The 21,136-nt window shown below is 35.6% G+C and carries 21 protein-coding genes; 7 read left to right on the forward strand and 14 right to left on the reverse strand.

Annotated features, from left to right (window positions below):
* Window positions 1–5 precede the first annotated feature (5 nt).
* Genes MUA40_RS08820 through MUA40_RS08835 form a run of 4 tightly spaced genes read right to left on the reverse strand, consistent with a single transcriptional unit; the run spans window position 6 to window position 2,674 of the window.
* Window positions 6–860, reverse strand: coding sequence for an RluA family pseudouridine synthase (locus MUA40_RS08820; RefSeq protein ID WP_016424661.1), 855 nt, complete (start codon window positions 858–860; stop codon window positions 6–8).
* Entirely contained in the window at window positions 857–1,666 is an 810-nt protein-coding gene (locus tag MUA40_RS08825) for an NAD kinase (RefSeq protein ID WP_016424660.1), read from the reverse strand. The genes MUA40_RS08820 and MUA40_RS08825 overlap by 4 nt, the downstream gene beginning before the upstream one ends.
* Complete coding sequence (gene yjbM, locus MUA40_RS08830) at window positions 1,666–2,310, reverse strand: GTP diphosphokinase (RefSeq protein ID WP_016424659.1); 645 nt, start codon at window positions 2,308–2,310, stop codon at window positions 1,666–1,668. The genes MUA40_RS08825 and yjbM overlap by 1 nt, the downstream gene beginning before the upstream one ends.
* A gap of 16 nt (window positions 2,311–2,326) precedes the next feature.
* Entirely contained in the window at window positions 2,327–2,674 is a 348-nt protein-coding gene (locus MUA40_RS08835) for a UPF0738 family protein (RefSeq protein ID WP_016424658.1), read from the reverse strand.
* Between the two features lie 132 nt (window positions 2,675–2,806).
* On the opposite strand from MUA40_RS08835, the gene MUA40_RS08840 reads away from it, so the two are divergent.
* From MUA40_RS08840 to yjbH, 3 genes are all read left to right on the forward strand, one after another.
* Window positions 2,807–3,397 carry a CYTH domain-containing protein gene (locus MUA40_RS08840; protein WP_016424657.1) on the forward strand — a complete coding sequence of 197 codons (591 nt, stop codon included), beginning with the start codon at window positions 2,807–2,809 and terminating at the stop codon, window positions 3,395–3,397.
* Between the two features lie 175 nt (window positions 3,398–3,572).
* Window positions 3,573–3,944, forward strand: coding sequence for a truncated hemoglobin YjbI (locus MUA40_RS08845; protein WP_016424656.1), 372 nt, complete (start codon window positions 3,573–3,575; stop codon window positions 3,942–3,944).
* A gap of 16 nt (window positions 3,945–3,960) precedes the next feature.
* The gene (gene yjbH, locus MUA40_RS08850; RefSeq protein WP_016424655.1) at window positions 3,961–4,749 is read left to right on the forward strand and encodes a protease adaptor protein YjbH; all 789 of its coding nucleotides are present in this window, start codon (window positions 3,961–3,963) and stop codon (window positions 4,747–4,749) included.
* 473 nt (window positions 4,750–5,222) lie between these two features.
* Here the strand turns inward: yjbH and pepF are convergent, their stop codons facing one another.
* Both pepF and MUA40_RS08860 read right to left on the reverse strand, forming a co-directional pair.
* The gene (gene pepF, locus MUA40_RS08855) at window positions 5,223–7,031 is read right to left on the reverse strand and encodes an oligoendopeptidase F (protein ID WP_167732587.1); all 1,809 of its coding nucleotides are present in this window, start codon (window positions 7,029–7,031) and stop codon (window positions 5,223–5,225) included.
* A gap of 73 nt (window positions 7,032–7,104) precedes the next feature.
* On the reverse strand, window positions 7,105–8,070 hold the full coding sequence (locus MUA40_RS08860; RefSeq protein ID WP_016424653.1) for a competence protein CoiA: 966 nt from the start codon (window positions 8,068–8,070) through the stop codon (window positions 7,105–7,107).
* Between the two features lie 251 nt (window positions 8,071–8,321).
* Here MUA40_RS08860 and arsB point away from each other — a divergent pair, with 251 nt between their 5' ends.
* Both arsB and MUA40_RS08870 read left to right on the forward strand, forming a co-directional pair.
* Entirely contained in the window at window positions 8,322–9,614 is a 1,293-nt protein-coding gene (arsB, locus tag MUA40_RS08865; protein WP_126496199.1) for an arsenite efflux transporter membrane subunit ArsB, read from the forward strand.
* A gap of 71 nt (window positions 9,615–9,685) precedes the next feature.
* The gene (locus MUA40_RS08870; RefSeq protein ID WP_016424651.1) at window positions 9,686–10,027 is read left to right on the forward strand and encodes an arsenate reductase/protein-tyrosine-phosphatase family protein; all 342 of its coding nucleotides are present in this window, start codon (window positions 9,686–9,688) and stop codon (window positions 10,025–10,027) included.
* A 205-nt stretch (window positions 10,028–10,232) separates the two neighbouring features.
* Here the strand turns inward: MUA40_RS08870 and mecA are convergent, their stop codons facing one another.
* Window positions 10,233–10,922 carry an adaptor protein MecA gene (gene mecA, locus MUA40_RS08875; protein ID WP_016424650.1) on the reverse strand — a complete coding sequence of 230 codons (690 nt, stop codon included), beginning with the start codon at window positions 10,920–10,922 and terminating at the stop codon, window positions 10,233–10,235.
* Window positions 10,923–11,224: 302 nt separating this feature from the next.
* The gene (spxA, locus tag MUA40_RS08880) at window positions 11,225–11,620 is read right to left on the reverse strand and encodes a transcriptional regulator SpxA (RefSeq protein WP_016424649.1); all 396 of its coding nucleotides are present in this window, start codon (window positions 11,618–11,620) and stop codon (window positions 11,225–11,227) included.
* Between the two features lie 309 nt (window positions 11,621–11,929).
* On the opposite strand from spxA, the gene trpS reads away from it, so the two are divergent.
* The gene (trpS, locus tag MUA40_RS08885; RefSeq protein WP_016424648.1) at window positions 11,930–12,922 is read left to right on the forward strand and encodes a tryptophan--tRNA ligase; all 993 of its coding nucleotides are present in this window, start codon (window positions 11,930–11,932) and stop codon (window positions 12,920–12,922) included.
* Window positions 12,923–13,007: 85 nt separating this feature from the next.
* Here trpS and MUA40_RS08890 read toward each other — a convergent pair whose 3' ends face one another.
* From MUA40_RS08890 to opp3b, 5 genes are read right to left on the reverse strand one after another with little or no spacing between them, the layout of a single operon-like run.
* Window positions 13,008–14,642 (reverse strand): peptide ABC transporter substrate-binding protein, encoded by a 1,635-nt coding sequence (locus tag MUA40_RS08890; RefSeq protein ID WP_037559208.1) that lies wholly within the window; start codon window positions 14,640–14,642, stop codon window positions 13,008–13,010.
* A 52-nt stretch (window positions 14,643–14,694) separates the two neighbouring features.
* The gene (locus tag MUA40_RS08895; RefSeq protein WP_016424646.1) at window positions 14,695–15,627 is read right to left on the reverse strand and encodes an ABC transporter ATP-binding protein; all 933 of its coding nucleotides are present in this window, start codon (window positions 15,625–15,627) and stop codon (window positions 14,695–14,697) included.
* Complete coding sequence (locus MUA40_RS08900) at window positions 15,627–16,700, reverse strand: ABC transporter ATP-binding protein (RefSeq protein WP_167732584.1); 1,074 nt, start codon at window positions 16,698–16,700, stop codon at window positions 15,627–15,629. The genes MUA40_RS08895 and MUA40_RS08900 overlap by 1 nt, the downstream gene beginning before the upstream one ends.
* A gap of 14 nt (window positions 16,701–16,714) precedes the next feature.
* Window positions 16,715–17,776 (reverse strand): oligopeptide ABC transporter permease, encoded by a 1,062-nt coding sequence (gene opp3C / locus MUA40_RS08905; RefSeq protein ID WP_037559206.1) that lies wholly within the window; start codon window positions 17,774–17,776, stop codon window positions 16,715–16,717.
* Complete coding sequence (gene opp3b / locus MUA40_RS08910; protein ID WP_016424643.1) at window positions 17,776–18,702, reverse strand: oligopeptide ABC transporter permease; 927 nt, start codon at window positions 18,700–18,702, stop codon at window positions 17,776–17,778. Before opp3b ends, opp3C begins: the two co-directional genes overlap by 1 nt.
* Before the next feature lie 249 nt (window positions 18,703–18,951).
* Here opp3b and MUA40_RS08915 point away from each other — a divergent pair, with 249 nt between their 5' ends.
* Window positions 18,952–19,329 (forward strand): DUF3899 domain-containing protein, encoded by a 378-nt coding sequence (locus tag MUA40_RS08915; RefSeq protein ID WP_016424642.1) that lies wholly within the window; start codon window positions 18,952–18,954, stop codon window positions 19,327–19,329.
* A gap of 557 nt (window positions 19,330–19,886) precedes the next feature.
* On the opposite strand, the gene fabF is transcribed toward MUA40_RS08915, so the two are convergent.
* Window positions 19,887–21,131 (reverse strand): beta-ketoacyl-ACP synthase II, encoded by a 1,245-nt coding sequence (gene fabF / locus MUA40_RS08920; RefSeq protein WP_016424641.1) that lies wholly within the window; start codon window positions 21,129–21,131, stop codon window positions 19,887–19,889.
* Window positions 21,132–21,136: the final 5 nt, after the last annotated feature.

Consider the following 21,136-nt stretch of genomic DNA (forward strand, 5'->3'; position numbering starts at 1 on the left):
TATATCTACAAAGTGGTTAAAACTTGCTCGAAGTTTGGATGTTGATTCCTGATGTTGATTTCTTTATTTGTCAATGGATGTACAAACCTGACTTCTGCGCATTTCAATAATTGTGTTTGATAAGTAGGGTGTGCCCCTCCATATAATGTATCCCCTACTAATGGTGCATTGATGTATTCGAAATGAACGCGAATCTGATGCGTTCTACCCGTTTCAAGTTTAACACGACACCATGTATAAGTCTTGAAATTTTTAATAGGTGCATAATAGGTCAGAGCGGATTTACCGTCTTCTGAGACCCTACGTTTAATAATGCTTTGTGTATCCCGTGCAATGGGTACATCAATAAAACCGTCTTGTTCCAAAACCCCATGACAAATACACTCATAGTATTTTTCAATCTCAATACGACTCATTAAATGATGCACATGACGTGATTTCGCAATAATAACAATCCCCGTTGTATTGCGATCCAACCGTGTAACAACATGCGGGATGCCCCGTTCATTGCGCTGTTGCATATACGCTAACACCTGTTCAACTAAACTTTCATGAGGATGTTCTCGTGAAGGTGCCGTATTTTGTTGTTGTGGCTTCACGACAACAAGTAGCCATTCATCCTCATACAAAATATCCAGCGGTGCTAGAAAAGGCTGAAGATATGGACTCGGAAGCTCTTTAGGAAGATGAACTTCTAAACTATCATCACTTTGTAACGTATAACGCACAGTCTTCGGATCACCATTAACAAGTAAAGCGCCATTTTGTTTAATGGCGCTAATCGTCTTTTTAGAAAATTGTTGTTCATATAAGAATGACTTTAGTGTCATAGACGTTTGGATATGATATTTAAATATCACGATTCATCACCACTAGAAATAAATGAATCGTGAACACGTTTCCAGAATGGGAAAGGTCTAAAACGTGCAAAACGAATCTTTTCGTTAGCCACACGATATTGAATCGCATTGACATTTTTATGTTTAACACTTACATGATCAATGGTCGTTAAAATGCTATCATGATTGACCGGTTTCACATGACATGTATGATGTTTAGGCAACACTAAAGGAGAGCCGACCGTACGGAAAACGCGGTTATTGATTGAGGCAATTTCAGCAATCTGAATTGCTTCTAATGAAGGATGAATCAATGCCCCGCCTAATGCTTTGTTGTAAGCTGTCGAACCAGAGGGCGTAGAAATACATAACCCGTCTCCTCTAAATCGTTCAAAGTGTTGACCACGAATGTCTAAATCTACAACAAGCGTTGTTCCATTTTCGGTTTTCATAGTCGCTTCATTAAGCGCGAGGTAGCGTGTTTCATAACCTTTATCATTGTATCGAATCACAATCTCAAGCAGTGGATATTCAATGACTTGGAATTCAGAGTTATTAATCTCTATAATTAATTTTTCTACCTCATGTGGTAACCAATCCGCATAAAATCCGAGATGACCTGTATGTATCCCGACAAACGCACATCGAGACAGCATATGACTATAATGATGAAAAGCTTGTAATAAAGTTCCATCACCGCCTACTGAAATAACGATTTCAGGATTTTCTGGATCCTCAATCATTTTAAAATCTTCCATATGGCACATCATTTTATGCTTCAGCGCTTCAGATTTTGAATCTCCTTTAGATAATATAACGTAGCGCATCAATCCACCCCGCGATCCTCATGCTTGTTCGCACGTTTTTTCGAATAATATTTTTGAGCTTCTTGAATCTCTTCTTTAATTTCTGACATTTCTTCATCTAATAAGAAAGCGGCTTCCGCTGCACGTTCTAATCTCGTTTGAATTTCGGGTGGGTAATCCCCATCATATTTATATCGAAGCGTATGCTCAATCGTTGCCCAAAAATTCATGGCTAAAGTACGAATTTGAATCTCAGCTAAAATTGACTTTGAACCATCTAATGTTTCAATTGGGTATTCAATAATCACATGATATGAACGGTATCCACTTTGCTTAGTATTACTAATATAATCACGTTCTTCGATGACCTTAAAATCTTGACGTTGCCTTAGTAAATCAACCACAATGTCAATATCATCTACAAATTGACACATCATTCGTAAACCGGCAATATCATACATTTCTTCACGTAAACGATCAAATGGAATACCCCTTTTATTCGCTTTATCAATAATGCTCGTAATGGGTTTCACACGACCTGTTACGAATTCGATTGGTGAATTGTGTTCTGCAACTTCATATTGTTTTCTTAAGCCTTTCAGCTTTACTTTTAATTCATCAATCGCTTGTTGATATGGTGCTAGAAAAATTTCCCATTGGTTCATCTTACTTCACTCCGCTTCATACGAGTTCAAATGTTTCTTCTACGGCAGTCACAAATTCTTTTCCATAATTGGAATTACCTTCTATGTTTTCTAATAAGTAGTCCAACTCAGGAGAAAATTGCGTTAACGTTAATTCATCGTTAATCACGACTTCTTTGCCCCGATGTTCATGAAGCATTGGCCAAGTTTCCTGTACAAACATTAAGTACGAGAACGAAGACCCATCATCTAATAAATAAACAAAGGCGTGACGATCACTATCAGCAAGCATTTGTCCCGCTTCAGTAAAACCTTTCGTAGGTTCATCCGTATAACATAAGATACGGTTATCTTGAATTTTAACTTCGTTGACATAAATACGCATATCTTTTCCTCCTCATCACGTAACATTTTAACATAATTTAACGTGACACTCATCGTTCAAAACAAACTCAAGTGAATTACTTTCAAAACACCACATACTTCGGCATAATAAGTCAATAAGGAGTGATCATCAATGGCAATTGAACGTGAAATTGAATTTAAACAACGACTCGATAAAGCGCATTACGAGAAGATTAAAGCGCAATACTTTTCAAAGCAATCCCCTTTTAAGCAAGTTAATTATTATATTGATACACCAGACTTTCAAATTCAATCGCAGAAAATGGCTTTAAGAATAAGAGAAAAGCAAAACGCTTCTAATGAGATGACATTGAAAGTGCCAGATCAAGTTGGCTTATTAGAGCACAATGCACAAGTGACTTGGGCACCTAAACAAGAGGAACCTGTCCCTGTCGATATCATTGACACATCCATTCGAGAAGTTCTCGAACAACGTCACGTAGCGATGCAAGATCTGCTAGTTCTAGGTGCATTAACAACCTATCGCCTTGAAACTGAAACAGCACATGGTTTACTTGTCTTAGACCATAGTACGTATTTAGATACTGAAGATTACGAATTAGAGTTTGAAGTATCCGATTTTGAAACAGGAAAACATGCATTTCATCAATTATTAGACCAACTACAATTAGAGCCGGATACACCAAAAAATAAAGTACAACGCTTTTTTGAATACAAAAAAGCACAATCAAACCATAAATAAAAAGAAAAGATGATTGTGCACTATGCAAGCGTCGTTTCATTCAATTGATGAGGGATCCATTCATAAAATTCAATAGTATGACATGTAAACAGTTCATGTACAAGTGTTTTTGCTTTGAAATGTAAAAATTCATGTTATCATTTATATATAATACGAAACTTGAGCGGTGATGAAGATGGCACAGACACCTTATGAAGTGATTGGGCAAGAAAAGTTATACGCCTTAATTGATCATTTCTATAGACTAGTAGAACAAGATAATAGAATTAATCATTTGTTTCCTGGCGATTTTGCAGAGACGGCACGCAAACAAAAACAGTTTCTAACGCAATTTCTAGGTGGACCGGACTTATATACGCAAGAACATGGGCATCCGATGTTAAGAATGCGTCACATGTCTTTTCCGATAGACCATCAAGCAAAAGCCGCATGGTTGGAAAACATGCACATTGCTATTACAGAAGCACAACTTCCGTATGGCGTGGGCGATTACTTGTATGAAAGACTAAGTTTAACCGCAAATCATATGGTCAATATAGAAAATTAATTGTAGGTGAAATAACATGACGAAAGAATTGAGAGCTATCGTGAATACTTGTCGTGAAGATTCAAATCTTTCACCTGTAAGTAAGATTGAAATTTACTCTTTTTTTGATCCATTTAGTATGGACAGCTTTAAACTTTCTGCGATTTTGTCAAAGTTACGCATTGAATACCATCAATATATCCGTATTCGTCATATATTAAACCCTTCTTTGCGTGTTTTAACTAAATGTCAGGCACAAAGCACTTCAGATCGGGATAACATTGCACTTGCATTTAAAGCTGCCGAATTACAAGGGCGTGCACGTGCACATCGTTTTATGCATTTAATTCAAAATGAGATCATCCCCAAGCCCGACATTGTTACAGAAGAAATGATACGTAAATGTATCATTAATGCAGGTTTAGATTTAGACGTTTACAAAGATGATTTAAAGAACGGACAGTTGCGTGAAAGTTTAAAAGTGGATCTCCATATCGCTCGAGAAATGGAAGTTGAACAAGCCCCTTCTCTTGTGTTTTTTAATGAAGATATTCAAGAAGAAGGTTTGAAAGTAGAAGGTCTATACCCATATCATATCTATACGTATATTATTAATGAAATGATGGGAAGCCCTATCGAAAAATCTTTACCACCGAATTTAGCTGATTATATTCAACAAAAACAGTTGGTGACAGAAGAAGAGTTATTGACAATTTATGAATGGCCAGAGAAAACTTTAAAAAAAGAATTAAAAAAATTAATGTTGCAACAGAAGATTACGAAGATGACTTATCCTGAGGGCGTCTTTTGGAAATCAAAGATGTAAATATGACGATTATAAATAAATGAAATAACACTAGATAAATTTGACGTATATAGCAACCAAGCTATTAGGCGACAATACTTGTCTAGTGTTTATTTTTTGTTTCACTTTATCAGTGTTGATGACGCTTCATTTTGTCGATTGTTATGGCAAGGCAGACTTTAACACTATAGGTGACGAACGCATGTATAACGTTAACACGACACGATTTTAGTTATTGAATATATTATAATGACATCGTATGGGATTTAGAATGTAGGTATAGCTAAAAATGGACAAATAAAAAACGCCGTGTTTCGACACGGCGCTAAACAAAGGGGATGGGAGAAATTTTTCACTTCAAACAAAGGGGTATGTTTGTTATGTGATTAATTTCATGCTCATAATATAACACGAGTGTTTTATGGTTTCAACCATTTAAGACTAAAAACTAAAATTTTCACAAAACCGTCATATTGTAAACGAATTCATACCCATCAAGCTTTCATTAATTTTTCAAAGGCATCCAATTTTTGTTCGAAGACTTTACATGCATCCTCAATTGGTTGTGGTGTTGTCATATCTACACCAGCATTTTTTAAGATTTCAATTGGATAATTTGAGCTTCCTTTTTTCAAAAATTCATTGATGTAACGTTCAACGGCTGGTTGGCCTTCAGTTAAAATTTGGTGACTTAAACTTTGTGCAGCACTATAACCTGTTGCATATTGATAGACATAATAGTTCATATAGAAATGAGGGATTCTAGACCACTCTTTACTAATGTTTTCATCTGTTTCTACTGTGTCACCAAAGTATTGACGATTCAATGCAGCGTATTCTTCATTCATACGATTCGCTGTTAATGGCTCGCCTGCTTCCTCGATTTGATGAATTTTATGCTCAAATTCTGCAAACATCGTTTGACGGAAAAGTGTAGCTCTAAAGCGTTCTAATTCTTGGTTTAATAATAATAGACGACGTTTATCATCAAGGTGTTTATCCATGTAATGGCTCATTAATGCTTCGTTACATGTTGAAGCAACTTCAGCTACGAAAATAGAATAATCACTCATGTTAGATGGTTGATTTTGGCGGCTAAAATAACTATGCGCCGAATGACCAAACTCATGGACTAACGTATATAAATCAGAAACAGTGTCAGACCAGTTCAATAAAATAAATGGATTCGTTTTATGTGCACCTGATGAATACGCACCTGAACGTTTTCCTTTATTTTCATATACGTCTACCCAGCGATTGTTTAAGCCCTCTTTAATCACATTTAAATATTCTTCGCCCATTGGTTCCAAACCTTTTAACATCCAATCAACCGCTTCATTGTATGGCATTTCGAATTTGATATCTTTAACCATTGGTGTATACATATCGTACATTTTTAAATCTTCTACACCTAACAATGATTTTCTTAATTTTGTATATCGATGTAATAATGGCAAATATTCATGGACTGTTTTCACGAGATTATCATAAACTTCTTCAGGAATATTGTTATTTCCTAAAGCTTGTGCACGGGCACTCTCATAATGATGTGATCGCGCATTAAATACATGCTTCTTCACTTCACCTGCTAGCGTAGCACCTAACGTGTTGTTGTAGCTTCCATAAGCTTTATATACATTTTCAAAAGCAGATTTGCGTAGTACACGATCATCAGACTCTAAATATTTAATAAATGTACCTTGCGTTAATGGGTGTTTTTGACCATCCTTATCCGTTACATCTTCAAAAGTAAGGTCTGCATTATCAAACATACTAAATACATTGCCTGGTGTGGATAGTGCATCTTGTGCCTCAGTTAATAATTTTTCCTGCTCAGCATCTAAAATGTGTGGTCGCTTTTCGTTGATTAATTGTAAATCGAACTCAAAACGTTTCAAACCTTCATGAGAGGCAACATATGATTCAATTGTTTTCTCATCTATTTGAAGTAATTCAGGTACTAAAAAGCTCCAAGCTGAACTTATTTTAATTGCTAATTGATGGGCACGTGCTTCAAACCCAGTATACTGATCGTTCGCTGTATCTTGGTCTTGTTTTAAATGTGCATAAACATATACAGATTCAAGTTCTGTTTCAATTTCATCTTCGAGTGATAGAGCTTGATATAACGTTTCTGCGTCATCACCTAAGCGACCTTTAAATTGAGCTTCTTTTCCTAAATAGCTTTCAACCGTTTTAAATGCTTCTTCCCAAGCTTCATCACTTTCAAAAATAGTTGTTAAATCCCATGAGTATTCAGGATATTTTTGTTCTTGTTGTTCTCTTGTAAGTTGTTGTGACATTATTTTTTCCTCCTCTTGGTGTTGATAATAATTCTATTTTCTCATTTTTCTCACAATAATGCACACTATTCACTTATAAATTTAAAAATTTAATATATCGCGCTACTATGGTGTTAATTAATTTTGATGCATTCACTTCTTTCACAGCAAACTGACGCAATTTTATATTTTTAGCTAGAAGTGCGTGGCTTGGTACCTGACTTTGTATGCTCTTCAATATCCATAACTGCCATAAAACAGGGTGGGTACGAATATAAATTTGTTCTGGAAATAAAAATCCCGTTAATTTAATAACTTGTTCATCTGTTAATTGTAATTGGTACAATAGCGATATTGTAGGTTCTCGCACATTGTTTTTTTGACGACATTGTCTTATATAACTTAAGATTGTCGCAGTCGATAATTTACGAACAATCATTTCTTCAGGCGTTTGATGACTTAAATAATGGCAAAGCTGTGCGACAGGAATCGCGGTCATTTCACCATAAAACTGTGTTGCTGTAAGCGGAACAAGTTGTGAAATTCGGTAAATACTATCTGTCTCCGTATTGATACAAAAAAGAGAATAAGACTCTGGTAAAATTGCTTGTTGATGAAGTTGTGTCAGAATGAAGCGGCCTTGTTTAATTTTAGGTAATGCTGTAAGCCATAAGACATAATAGCCTAGTTGCGTTAATCCCACCGTCCGTTGTCGCATTCGTTTACAAGAAATCATACTTAACTGAATTTCTAATGCCCAACGTCCTACAATCAGGTCTGGAATTTGATTAATTGCTTTCAAATAGGGTTCTAATTTTACATCAGCGTGGCTCTCTTTTAATTGAAGATATAAATGAGATTTGCAACGATGATGCTGTTCAGATTCACCTTTCATCTGACGTGCCGAATGGAGATTGGATTGATGGGCAAAATGGGCATTTTTAGTAGTCCCTTGTTTTAAAATGACAGCTGCTTTACAAATTGGACAAAAGTACTGCTCTTGTTTGGACGCATGTTGTGCGAAAACTTGCTCTAATTGCTCATTGTATGCTGTTAACATCTCGTCACCTCAATTACATACACGTACAAACGTAAAAGATTACTTCAAATTTTTTTCAGTGCCCCTTTTTAAACACAACTCGTTAAAAACAATTGTGTTATCTTAGCTAGCTGATCATTACAAGTCATACAAGTTTGACTTAATATATTAAGCTTATCTTATAAACAAGTATACGACCTAAGTTTTAAATACGTTCAAAAAGGTAATTGAATTCATACTGTGGTTTAAAATTTTAAGTCAGGTGGATAAACATGCTTACATTTTTAGCAATTGCGATTTTCATTTTAACTTTAGTTTTTGTCATATGGCAGCCTAAAGGGTTAGACATTGGTATAACTGCTTTAATAGGTGCGGGTATTGCGCTACTTACAGGCGTTGTTCAATGGGCAGATGTAGGAGAAGTGACGCATATCGTTTGGAATGCGACTTTAGCTTTTATCGCGATTATGATCATTTCACTCATTTTAGATGAGATTGGCTTTTTCGAATGGGCAGCCATTCATATGGTAAAGGCTTCAAACGGCAATGGTTTAAAAATGTTTGTGTTCATCATGTTATTAGGTGCTGTTGTCGCTGCTTTCTTTGCAAATGATGGTGCAGCCTTAATTTTGACCCCCATTGTATTAGCGATGGTTAAACATTTAGGTTTTAAACCCAACACGATCTTTCCATTTATTATCGCCTGTGGCTTTGTCGCAGATACGACATCTTTGCCTTTAATTGTCAGCAATTTAGTGAATATTATTTCTGCTGATTACTTTGGCATAGATTTCTTACAATATTTAGGTCGAATGTTCATCCCTAATCTTTTCGCATTAATTGCAAGCATTTCTGTCCTATGGCTTTATTTTAGAAAGTCTATACCTCAAACTTTTAATATCTCTCATTTAAAAGCGCCCAAAGATGCCGTTAAAGATCCAAAATTGTTCATACTGTCATGGTTCATCTTAGTCGCATTGTTAGCTGGCTATCTCTTAGGTGGCCTTATCCATATTCCAGTATCCATCATCATCGGGATTATCGCACTCATATTTCTGGGTTGCGCACATCAATCTGAAGCTGTTCATACTAAGCAAATCGTTCTAGGCGCGCCTTGGAATATTGTACTGTTCTCAATAGGGATGTACCTGGTCGTATTCGGTTTAAAAAATGCCGGGATTACAGCCCTCTTAGCTCACGCGTTATCTTATATTTCAAATTATGGCTTATTCAGTAGTGTCATAGGTATGGGCTTTATAGCTGCATTTTTATCCTCAATCATGAACAATTTGCCGACGGTTTTAATAGATGCAATTGCTATAGGACAATCTGAAGTAACGGGTCTTATAAAGGAAGGCATGATTTATGCGAATGTTATCGGCTCAGATTTAGGGCCTAAAATTACGCCAATTGGTTCATTAGCGACTTTATTATGGTTGCATGTCCTCACTCAAAAAGGGATTAAAATTTCTTGGGGCACTTATTTTAAAATTGGCGTTGTCATTACGGTTCCTGTATTGTTTGTTACATTGCTTGGTTTATACTTCACACTCGTATTTTTTTAAGAAAAGAGGTTTTAAATATGAATAAAGAAACCATTTATTTTTTATGTACTGGTAACTCATGCCGTAGTTAAATGGCTGAGGGATGGGCGAAGAAAATATTAGGAGAAAAATGGAATGTTTTTTCTGCTGTTATTGAGAGTCATGGACTCAACCCTAAAGCGATAGAAGCCATGAAAGAAGTAAATATCGATTTATCAAACCATACATCAGATTTAATTGATAAAGATATCATAATTCAAGCTGATTTAGTCGTAACGCTGTGCAGTCATGCAGATGATAACTGCCCTACCTTACCACCAAATGTCAAAAAAGAGCATTGGTATTTTGATGATCCTGCAGGTAAAGAGTGGTCAGTTTTTCAACGAGTCAGAGATGAAATAGGTAAAAAAAATAAAGAATTCTACCAAATTTAAACAAAGAATAACTTAAAAAAAACAACGAGAGAGTCTGTTAAAATTTCACATCGGACTTCTCTATAAAGGATGAGTTTAACGGATGAAGTTTGACACAATCATTGCTCACTCTTAATATCTACTATCTTTTTAGTATTTAAAAACGAGTTCTCGAAAAAATCCGCGAGAACTCGTTTTATAGGCATAATTATTTTTTTGTCATTAATTAATCACTTAAAGGAAAATAACGTTTCACTTGTTCTGTTACATTATGACTCATTATAATTTTGCCATAATCATTTAGATAGTACGCTGTTCGATCACTTGGCATTGCAAATTCTAATATTTGACCATAGAAATCATGAATGTCTTCTTCTTGAACAGATTCATCAAAATGAACTGCATAATAATACGTTTGATCTATCATATAAAGTAAATCTTCAAAATCAGTCAATTGTTGATCGTTACGATGTGCATATTCAATGACATTCTCTAAATTTTCAAATTTAAAAATCGCAGTACGTGGTGTCGGTGCTTTAGTCTTATGCGTACGTTCTCTTTCATTTTGACTATCTGATGTTTGTTCATCTTTCAACGACTGTGATAATAATTCATTCAATTGGCTATCGAATTCATCAAAGGTACTATCTTCTTCAGACATTTGCATCAAATCATCATTTTTAGATTTTGAAATCGTTACTTCGACACCTTTTTCAAAGGCATGTACTTGTATCCATAACGGTCCTTCAACGACAAAATCTTCTTCTTCATTGATTTCTTCCATAACGGACCAGAAAAATTCTTCGCCTCGTTTACGGTTAGTCCAAAGATCTTCACGCTTAAATCCACGCGCCTCAATATCTGTATATGTGATAAAAAGTTTTACAGTCATATCGTCTATACGTTCTATTCTCATATCATCTCACTCCTTACAGTCGATGAATAGTAACCCTATTGTATTAGACAACCAATAAAAACACAATCTATTTGACTGTATCAAATAAAATTGTGTACCTTAACACTTTCAGTATAACATATCTCCCTTACATGACACCCGTTAGGCACACACATTGAAAATGGAGAAATGTATGATGGTTTATGATTAGCTCTATCATTTGGCACTTCTCTGTCATCATAATTAAAAGGACTGGAAGTGATTTTCCAGTCCTTTTAATATGCTAACGCTCGTCTCACAATAGTGATTCAAAACGCTTATATTTAATCAACCATACGTTGTGCTTCTTGCAATTGGAACGTACGTACTTTACGTGGTAAGAAACGACGAATTTCGTCTTCGTTATAACCTACTTGTAATCGTTTATCGTCTAAAATAATTGGACGACGTAAAATACCAGGGTTGTCTTGAATAATTGTGTATAAATCTTGAAGTGGCAATGCATCAATGTCCACATTTAATTTTTGGTAAGTTTTAGAACGTGTAGAAATAATTTCGTCCGTTCCATCTTCAGTCATTTTCAAGATTTGTTTAATTTCATCTAAAGTTAAATGTTCAGAAAAAATATTACGCTCCGTATACGGAATGTCATGTTCTTGTAACCATGCTTTCGCTTTACGGCAAGATGTGCAACTTGGTGAAGTAAATAATGTTACCATACATCTCACTCTCCTAATTTAATGAATGTCATTCATTGTAATTTAACGCTTCAAGATCAACTGCTTAATCATATATAAACAATTCTAATCTTAATTTATCTTTGCTTCTAACGCTTATGTTTATATTATACACCTGAAACATTAAAATTAAATGAGAAATCTGTAAAATAATCAAATGATTGCAATAATCAGACTTTAGTATGATTTTTTTCAATTTGGTTACTTCCTTAATATTAACATAACTTACAAACAAAGAAAATACTGTTACAATAGTATTGAATAACCAAGAAAGAAAGTAGGCTAGTCATTATGAAAACATTATTTTCGGGAATTCAACCGAGTGGTATTCCGACAATCGGTAATTACATCGGGGCGCTTAAACAATTTGTCGATATACAAGACGATTATGAATGTTACTTTTGTATTGTCGATCAACACGCGATTACAGTTCCTCAAGATCGGTTGAAATTAAGAAAGCAAACACGTCAACTTGCTGCCATTTATCTTGCTTCCGGTCTCAATCCAGATAAAATCACTTTATTTATCCAATCAGAAGTGCCTGCACATGTACAAGCTGGCTGGATGTTAACAACCATTTCTTCAATTGGTGAATTGGAGCGTATGACTCAATTTAAAGACAAATCACAAAAACAAACGGAAGGTATTCCTGCAGGACTCTTAACTTATCCACCTCTTATGGCTGCAGATATTGTGCTATACAACACTGATATCGTTCCCGTGGGTGATGATCAAAAACAACATATGGAGTTAACACGTAATCTTGTCGATCGTTTTAACTATCGTTACAACGATATTTTAACTAAACCAGAAGTCCAAATGCCAAAAATAGGTGGACGTGTTATGAGTCTTCAAGATCCAACGAAAAAAATGAGTAAAAGTGATGACAATCAGAAAAACTTTATTTCGTTACTCGATGAACCTAAAGTCGCAGCTAAAAAAATCAAAAGTGCCGTTACAGATTCTGATGGTATTATTCAGTTTGATCCAGAACAAAAGCCAGGTATTTCTAATTTATTAACCATCTATTCTAGTTTGACTGGAGAATCTATTTCTAACCTAGAAAAACGCTATGCCAATGAAGGCTATGGGACATTTAAAGGCGATTTGGCAGAAGTGGTCGAAAACTTTTTAATCGACTTCCAAGAAAAATATCACCATTTCTTAGAATCAGACCGCTTAGATCAAATATTAGACGAAGGACGCGACAAAGCGCATCGTGTTTCTTCTAAAACATTGAAAAAAATGGAAAAAGCAATGGGACTAGGACGTAAACGCAAATAAGAAGTGAAACAATTAGCATTATTCTTAACGCAAAAGACGCCTGACAAACACTGAATTCACAGTCTGTCAGACGTCTTTTTCTATGCTATTTCTCTTTTTTCTTACCTGTTTTTCTATCAATATCTTTGTCGATGTATACATATTTCAATGTAGTATCTCCACCGATATTATGATATTCAAGGTTTTTAACTTGAGGGTTTGTTAAGTGTGCTTCCCCTTTTTGATATATTGGTGCGATTGGCGCATCGTTTAATAATAATTCTTCAGCTTTCACTAACGATTCATTACGTTTTTCTTCATCTTTCAATAATACGCCGTTTGCATCTTTCACCAATTTATCATACGTTTTGTTGCTCCATCCTGTTTTGTTCGATGCATTACCCGTTGTCATAATATTTAAGAATGTGAGTGCATCCGGATAATCAGGTCCCCAACCAGATAATGAAATCTCATAGTTCTGACTTTGTTCGCGAGCAACACGTTGTTTAAACGGTAACTGTTGAATTTTTATAGTCACACCTGGCAAGTTCTTTTCAATTTGTGCTTTAATAAATTCAGCTGATATTTTAGATGCAGGTGTGTCTTCTGTATTTAATTTAAATGTAAATTCACTTTGACCTAATGCTTTTTTCGCTTTGTCATAATGCTCTCGTGCTTTTTTAGGATTGTAACTTAATGGTGACTTAATTTGATCAGCAAAATCTTTGCCATCCGGTGTTTTAGCAGTTGCTTTAGCTGTAAACGCATCACTTGGTGCAGAACCGTTGTTTAAAACTGAATCTACGTAAGCCTTTTTATCAATGGCTTGTGAAAATGCAATCCGCATATCTTTATTTTTAAAAGCAGGTACTTTATCTTGATTCAACTTCAAGTAGAATGTTGAAGCGAGTAAACGTTTTTTCAATGCAGGAGAATCTTTATATTTATCTACTTGTTCAGATGAGATGCCTGTATCATCTACCGAACCTGTATCGTATAAAGATGCACCGGCTTGTCCATCTTTCAAAATTTTATAATTCACCTTATCAAGTTTAACAGCATCTTTATCCCAATAGTCGTTATTTTTAACTAATAAGATTTTATCTTCAACTGCCCATTCTTTTACTTTAAATGGACCGTTGTAGACTGCCTTATCTGCTTTCGTACCGTATCGATCACCATACTTTTTAACGATTTTTTCGTTTTGTGGCATAAATGTACCAAAAGCTAACATTTCCTTGTAATAAGGAATTGGTTTAGTTAATTCAAATTGTAATGTATGATCGTCTAAAGCTTTCACACCTAATTCTTTCGGTTTCTTTTTGCTCATGTTAATTTCTTCAGCATTTTTCAAATCATACATAATATAAGCATATTCAGAAGCTGTATTTGGATCTAGAACACGACGCCATGCAAAGACGAAATCATGTGCCGTTACCGGATCACCATTGGACCATTTCGCATTTTCTCTTAACTTAATTGTCCAAGTCTTACCACCATTTGTAATTTTAGGTTCTCCTTTTGCAACACCAGGTACCGCTTCATCTTTACCATTTAAAGTGTAAAGCCCTTCATAAACTTGATTGAATTTATCAAAACTCACACTATCTGTAACTTTAGCGGTATCCAATGATGTCATATCCTGTGGTATGACTTTTCGAAATACTTGCCCTTCATCATCATAGACACTTCCAGCATTGCCACAGGCAGACAAAACAAGTACTGCTACAATAGCAGTCATTATTATTTTTAATGTGCTTTTAATATTCAATTGTCATTCCACCTTCCCACATTTATAAGCCGTGCGCTTCACGGTATTTTTCAAATTCTTCGTCTGTCGCAAAAACAAAATGACCTTCTGTGAATTCTTTTAACGTACGTTGATCATTTTTAGAAGCATCTTCTTTATACTCAACACGTTTTCTTGTACGTTCACTATCTGGGTCAGGTTGTGGAACAGCCGATAGTAGTGATTTTGTATATGGATGGATAGGGTGACTATAAATCTCGTCTGCAGTCCCCAACTCAACAATGCGCCCTAAGTGCATTACAGCAATACGATCTGAAATATATTTTACCATCGACAAATCATGGGCAATGAAGAGAAATGTGATGTTACGTTCACGTTGTAATTTTTGCATTAAGTTAACAACTTGTGCTTGAATCGATACGTCTAATGCTGAAATCGGTTCATCCGCAATGATAAATTCTGGTTCCACTGCAAGCGCACGCGCAATCCCAATACGTTGTCGTTGACCACCTGAAAACTCATGTGGATAACGATTCGCATGGCTTTTTCGCAGGCCTACTGTTTCTAACAAATCATAAACACGCTTTTTGCGATCTTTCCGATCTGATGCTAAACCATGAATATCTATCCCTTCAGCGACGATATCCATAACTTTAAGTCTTGGATTGAGTGAAGCATAAGGGTCTTGGAAAATCATCTGTATTTTCTTATTAAATTTAAGTAAGTCTTTATGCTTTTTAATATCTTGAATATTGATTCCTTCGTATAGCACCTGGCCATCAGTTACATCATTTAATTTAATTATTGCTTTACCTGTCGTTGACTTACCAGAGCCTGACTCTCCCACAAGGCCAAATGTTTCACCTTTAAATACTTTGAAAGAAATATCTTCAACAGCACGTACTTCATTACGCTTGCCATGGTTGAAATACTGTTTTAAGTTTTTAACTTCTAATAATACCTCTTTTTCAGCCATTAAAACGACACCCTTTCTACACGTTCTGGTTTATCAAAATTGTTCGGCATTGGACGTTGCTTACGTTTTACCATTTCTGGCGGGTCAACGTGAGGTGCACGTTCATCTAACAACCAAGAACGAACATAATGCGTCGGCGAAACTCTAAACCATGGAGGCGCTTCTTTAAAGTCAATCGCTAAAGCATATTCACTTCGTGGTGCAAATGCATCGCCTTTTGGTGGGTGAATTAGATCCGGTGGTGAACCAGGAATTGCTAATAATTCTGTGTCGTTCCCTGTTTCTAAATCTGGCATTGATGAAAGTAATCCCCATGTATAAGGGTGCTTAGGGTCATAGAATATTTCATCCACATTCCCTGTTTCAATCATTTGACCGCCATACATCACAGCCACACGATCTGCAACATTAGCAACAACCCCTAAATCATGTGTAATGAAAATGATAGACGTATCAATTTTTTGTTGTAATTCTTTCATCAAATCTAAAATTTGAGCCTGCATCGTCACATCTAATGCGGTAGTAGGTTCATCCGCGATTAACACTTTAGGTTCACAAGCAAGCGCCAATGCAATAACGATACGTTGTCGTTGACCACCTGAAAATTGATGTGGATATGCATTGAAGCGTTCTTCCACACGCTTTAAACCCACTAACTTTAATAATTCGATGGCACGTTTTTTCGCTTCTGATTTACTTAAACCAATATGTTTAATAATAGGCTCCATGACTTGCTTACCAATTTTCATAGTTGGATTAAGAGATGTCATAGGATCTTGGAAAATCATTGAAATCTCTTTACCGCGTAATTTCATTAACTCTTTTTCTGATTTTTGTGTGAGGTCTTCACCATTAAAAATAATACTTCCATTTTTAATTCTTCCAGATTTCCCTTGGAACAATTTTGTAATAGCTTTAGTAGAAACAGATTTCCCTGAACCTGATTCACCTACAATAGCAAGCGTTTCTCCTTTATTTAAATAAAAGTCAACGCCTCTTACCGCTTGCACTTCCCCTGCTTCAATATCGAAGGAAACATGCAAGTCATTAATTTCTAATACACGTTCAGACATTGTAAATTCCTCCTTTATTTACGCATTTTAGGGTCAAATGCATCACGTAATCCATCACTAAAGAGATAGAAGAATAAGATTAATAAACTTAAAATGATTGCCGGAATAAATAATTCATGCGGGTGAATAAGTAACATTGCACGCCCCTCATTTACAAGTGAACCGAGTGAAGTTCTAGGTGCAGGGACCCCGATACCGATAAAGCTTAAAAACGCTTCGAAGAATATCGCATTAGGCACTGTAAACATTGATGTTACAATGATCGCACCTAACGTGTTAGGCAAAATATGTTTAAAAATTAATCTGAAATCGGATGTTCCAAGTGTACGAGAAGCCAATACAAACTCTTGATTTTTCAATTTTAAGAATTCGCCACGTACAACACGGCTCATGCCTATCCATCCGGTAATGGTCATCGCTAAAATAATCGTCCAAATAGATGGTTCAAAGATTAATACGAATAAAATAACAACGATTAATGTTGGAATAGATGAAATAATTTCAATAAACCGTTGCATAATATCATCGACGCGGCCTCCAAAATAACCAGAAATCGCCCCGTATATGACACCAATAAAAATATCTAAAAAGGCAGCTACAAAACCAATAAATAATGAAACTTGAGCCCCTTGCCAAGTACGAGACCATAAGTCACGTCCTAATTGATCTGTACCGAACCAAAAATTTTCTTTAACATGTGCTTTATCATATGCGTTACCATCGACACCTTCACCAGTGAATGGTAAAAACGGCACTTTATCTAATACAGCAATTTTAGGTGGTAAGTTACGTCGTTGAACATCTTGTTCAGCAAAATCGTGGCTATTCAATAATGGACCTATTAATGCAAATAAAATAATAATGACTAGCCCAATCATACCGACTACAGCCAATTTATTTCGAGTCAGTTGCGACCAAGCGTCTTGCCAAAATGTGCGACCTTCTCTTTGAAACTCTTGCTCACTTCCGTCTGGCGCGCCAGTGCGAACGAAATCTTCATTCATAATCCCTGAAGTTTGAGCAACCGTTGCACCTGAATAATCGTCTTTTGGTAAATTGCGTTCTTCATTTGACATCATTTCTTACCTCCTTGCAAACGAATTCGTGGATCAATTAAGCCATATAAAACATCGACAATGAAAATAGAGACGATGAATAATGTACTAAATAATAATGTAATCGCCATAATGACAGAAAAGTCATTTGTCGTAATTGATCGAACGAATTGGTCCCCTAATCCAGGTACACCAAAAATATTTTCAATTGTTAATGTTCCTGTGAGAATACCCGCTAGCATCGGTACAAGAATAGTAATAACTGGAATCAATGCATTTCTTAATGCATGACCAAATAATACTCTTGAAGTTGAGTTCCCTTTTGCTCGGGCAAGTAATATGTAGTCTGAACTCAACACTTCTATCATTTCTGCTCGAATATAACGTGCGACTGTTGCTAAAACAACAGCTGATAAAGCCAACGACGGTAATATAGCTGTGGAAATACCTTCCCACCCCGCAACAGGAAACCATTGTAAACGTACGGCAAAGATATATTGTAGTAAGACTGCCAATACGAAAGATGGCACAGATATCGCAATAACCGAAATAAAGGTTGCTAAATAGTCAACCCACGTATTTTGCCGGGTGGCCGCTACAACCCCTAGGATGACACCTGCGATGACACCTATTACCATTGCAAAAAGCCCCATTTGCAATGAGGGCACTAATCTTGGTTTGATTAAATCCCAAACAGGCTGATTATCGTATTGGAAAGAGTTACCAAAATCTCCTTTGACAACATTTTTCATATAGTTCGCATATTGAACTGGTAATGGCTCATTAAGTCCATATTTTTCGTTCAATATTGTTTTTTGCTCGTCACTTAATTTTTCATCATTAAATGGAGAACCAGGCATTAATTTCATTAAGAAAAATGTAATGGTAATAATGATAAACAATGAAATGACCATATACAATAAACGTTTTAATGTATATCTAAGCATAAGCGTAATACCCCCTAATCTAAATTAACATTCCCTTCTAAATTTTCAGAAATATTAATGTCATTATAGACTTTTCGCAAAATTTAATCAATAACATTTTGATTTAACGCAATAAAAATTTATAGGCTATGCTCGATATTTCACTGTTTTATTTAAAGAAATTCACACTTTTAAAATAGATATATAGGTGTATATTGAGAGGATATAAGTTACAATAATTTGAGTAAATACTAAATGAGGAATGAAACTATGAGACGTATAAACAAAAATGCTTTAATTTATATCTTATTTACACCAATCGCAAGTTTGGTCATATGGCTTTTATCCACCCATACATGGACACACTTCATCAATATCTTCTTCACCATAACAATCATGGTCGCGATATTACTATTCACTTTTTTAATTATTCAAGAAGGCATACTCGATGTCACAAGTTATGGATTTAGAAAGTTCCGTTATCAAATGATGCGTAAAAAGAATCGCTCACGCTTTGAAGATGATGCTTTTTTTAATCCAAAGCATGCTAAAAAGTCGGAATACTTTGTATCACCTTGGATTATGCCTGCGCTTCTTATTCATGTCGTTTACTTTGTCATCGCTATTATACTCGCATATCTCGCATAATAAAAAATGAATAAATTTAAGGCGAGTGTTTTCCTAGGAAATACGATAATTTCAGATAATTCAATTATTTTACAATGGAAATTTCAGTTCAAATTGATCATTTATTCTGCAGTCAGTTTTATCTCCCGGAACAACTTTATGCTTTTACTTTAAAACGGTTTACTTTTGATTAATGATTAAAATTTTAAAAATACGTTTATTTGAAACGTTTTCAACCTTTTAAATAAACGTATCCAATCATTTTAAAAATATCTATAACTTGTTCAACTCTTATATATAGTCGTATAAAGATGTTATTTTTCTTAATTCTTATATTTTATTATTGTTAACAATATACCATATGTAAGTATATCTCTTTGACGTGTTTCTTCTATTATATATATGAACACTGTATTTGTAGAAAAAACATCTTTGAATAACTATTCGCTATCATTTTACGTTGCTTATTGCTTATTATATTCATAAATTGGACGGCACCAATAAGAGAGAAATCAAAAAATGCGTTCACCCATCAATGATTTTGAGAGTGAACGCATTTTTAATTTAAATTCGCTATTTTATTCGCTATATTTTTTGAAAATGAGTACTGCGTTATGACCGCCAAAGCCAAGGCTATTACTCATCGCGTATTCAATTTCATGATCTACAGCTTCATTTGGCGTAATATCTAAATCAATTTCAGCATCCGGTGATACAGCGTGAATTGTCGGCGCAATTTTACCATCACGAATTGATAAAATTGAGAAAATCGCTTCAATACCGCCTGTTGCACCTAAAAGATGACCTGTCATTGATTTCGTCGAACTGATTTTCAGTGATTTTGCAGCGTCACCAAATGTGTTTTTAACAGCTTGGATTTCAGATAAGTCACCAACAGGGGTACTTGTCCCGTGTGCATTCAAGTATTGAATATCTTGAGGTTGAATGCCTGCATCTTGAATCGCTGCTTCCATTGCACGAGAACCGCCTTCACCTTCTGGCCCCGGTGCAGTAATATGATATGCATCTCCAGTAGCACCGTAACCAACAAGCTCAGCATAGATTCGAGCACCACGCGCTTGTGCTGACTCAAGTGATTCAAGTATTAAAATCCCTGCACCTTCACCCATTACAAAGCCATCGCGGCCTTCTTGGAAAGGTCGACAAGCTGTTTCAATATCATCATTCGTTGTTAACGCTCGACTCGCACTAAATCCAGCAATAGCCATATGTGTGATTGGTGCTTCTGTTCCACCAGCAATCATTGCATCAGCGTCACCGCGCTCGATAAATTTAAAAGCTTCACCGATAGAGTTTGTTGCTGTCGCACAGGCTGTAACAGTGGCACCATTTGGTCCTTTTGCGCCTGTATCTATTGAAACTTGACCAGAAGCCATATCCGGAATTAACATCGGTACAAAAAATGGACTCACACGACGTGGACCACGTGCTTTTAATTGATCGTAGGCTTGTTCAAAAGTTTCCATACCACCAATACCAGAACCAATCCATACACCTACACGATCTGCATTCTTTTCATCAATTGTTAAACCAGAATCTTGTAATGCTTCACGCGCCGCTACAATTGCATATTGTGTAAAACGTGCCATTTTACGTGCTTCTTTTTTAGGAATAAAATCTTCTACGTTAAAATCTTTTAATTCTCCACCAATATGCACTTGATAAGGTTCTGTATCAATTCTAGTGATTTTATCGATACCATTTACGCCTTTCAGGGCGCTGTCCCACATTGATGGGACATCATTTCCAATAGGTGACAAGGCACCAAGGCCTGTAACTACAACACGATGTTTTTTTGTCATGTTCA

Origin of the sequence: Staphylococcus schleiferi (assembly GCF_025558325.1) — a bacterium.
In the GTDB taxonomy this organism is placed as follows: Bacteria; Bacillota; Bacilli; order Staphylococcales; family Staphylococcaceae; genus Staphylococcus; species Staphylococcus schleiferi.

What these genes read in the sequence shown, in the direction of transcription:
- MUA40_RS08825 (WP_016424660.1), bottom strand. Translation starts at nt 1,666, where the DNA reads ATGCGCTACGTTATATTATCTAAAGGAGATTCAAAATCTGAAGCGCTG.
- yjbM (WP_016424659.1), bottom strand. Translation starts at nt 2,310, where the DNA reads ATGAACCAATGGGAAATTTTTCTAGCACCATATCAACAAGCGATTGAT.
- MUA40_RS08835 (WP_016424658.1), bottom strand. Translation starts at nt 2,674, where the DNA reads ATGCGTATTTATGTCAACGAAGTTAAAATTCAAGATAACCGTATCTTA.
- MUA40_RS08840 (WP_016424657.1), top strand. Translation starts at nt 2,807, where the DNA reads ATGGCAATTGAACGTGAAATTGAATTTAAACAACGACTCGATAAAGCG.
- MUA40_RS08845 (WP_016424656.1), top strand. Translation starts at nt 3,573, where the DNA reads ATGGCACAGACACCTTATGAAGTGATTGGGCAAGAAAAGTTATACGCC.
- yjbH (WP_016424655.1), top strand. Translation starts at nt 3,961, where the DNA reads ATGACGAAAGAATTGAGAGCTATCGTGAATACTTGTCGTGAAGATTCA.
- pepF (WP_167732587.1), bottom strand. Translation starts at nt 7,031, where the DNA reads ATGTCACAACAACTTACAAGAGAACAACAAGAACAAAAATATCCTGAA.
- MUA40_RS08860 (WP_016424653.1), bottom strand. Translation starts at nt 8,070, where the DNA reads ATGTTAACAGCATACAATGAGCAATTAGAGCAAGTTTTCGCACAACAT.
- arsB (WP_126496199.1), top strand. Translation starts at nt 8,322, where the DNA reads ATGCTTACATTTTTAGCAATTGCGATTTTCATTTTAACTTTAGTTTTT.
- MUA40_RS08870 (WP_016424651.1), top strand. Translation starts at nt 9,686, where the DNA reads ATGGCTGAGGGATGGGCGAAGAAAATATTAGGAGAAAAATGGAATGTT.
- mecA (WP_016424650.1), bottom strand. Translation starts at nt 10,922, where the DNA reads ATGAGAATAGAACGTATAGACGATATGACTGTAAAACTTTTTATCACA.
- spxA (WP_016424649.1), bottom strand. Translation starts at nt 11,620, where the DNA reads ATGGTAACATTATTTACTTCACCAAGTTGCACATCTTGCCGTAAAGCG.
- trpS (WP_016424648.1), top strand. Translation starts at nt 11,930, where the DNA reads ATGAAAACATTATTTTCGGGAATTCAACCGAGTGGTATTCCGACAATC.
- MUA40_RS08890 (WP_037559208.1), bottom strand. Translation starts at nt 14,642, where the DNA reads ATGACTGCTATTGTAGCAGTACTTGTTTTGTCTGCCTGTGGCAATGCT.
- MUA40_RS08895 (WP_016424646.1), bottom strand. Translation starts at nt 15,627, where the DNA reads ATGGCTGAAAAAGAGGTATTATTAGAAGTTAAAAACTTAAAACAGTAT.
- MUA40_RS08900 (WP_167732584.1), bottom strand. Translation starts at nt 16,700, where the DNA reads ATGTCTGAACGTGTATTAGAAATTAATGACTTGCATGTTTCCTTCGAT.
- opp3C (WP_037559206.1), bottom strand. Translation starts at nt 17,776, where the DNA reads ATGTCAAATGAAGAACGCAATTTACCAAAAGACGATTATTCAGGTGCA.
- opp3b (WP_016424643.1), bottom strand. Translation starts at nt 18,702, where the DNA reads ATGCTTAGATATACATTAAAACGTTTATTGTATATGGTCATTTCATTG.
- MUA40_RS08915 (WP_016424642.1), top strand. Translation starts at nt 18,952, where the DNA reads ATGAGACGTATAAACAAAAATGCTTTAATTTATATCTTATTTACACCA.
- fabF (WP_016424641.1), bottom strand. Translation starts at nt 21,131, where the DNA reads ATGACAAAAAAACATCGTGTTGTAGTTACAGGCCTTGGTGCCTTGTCA.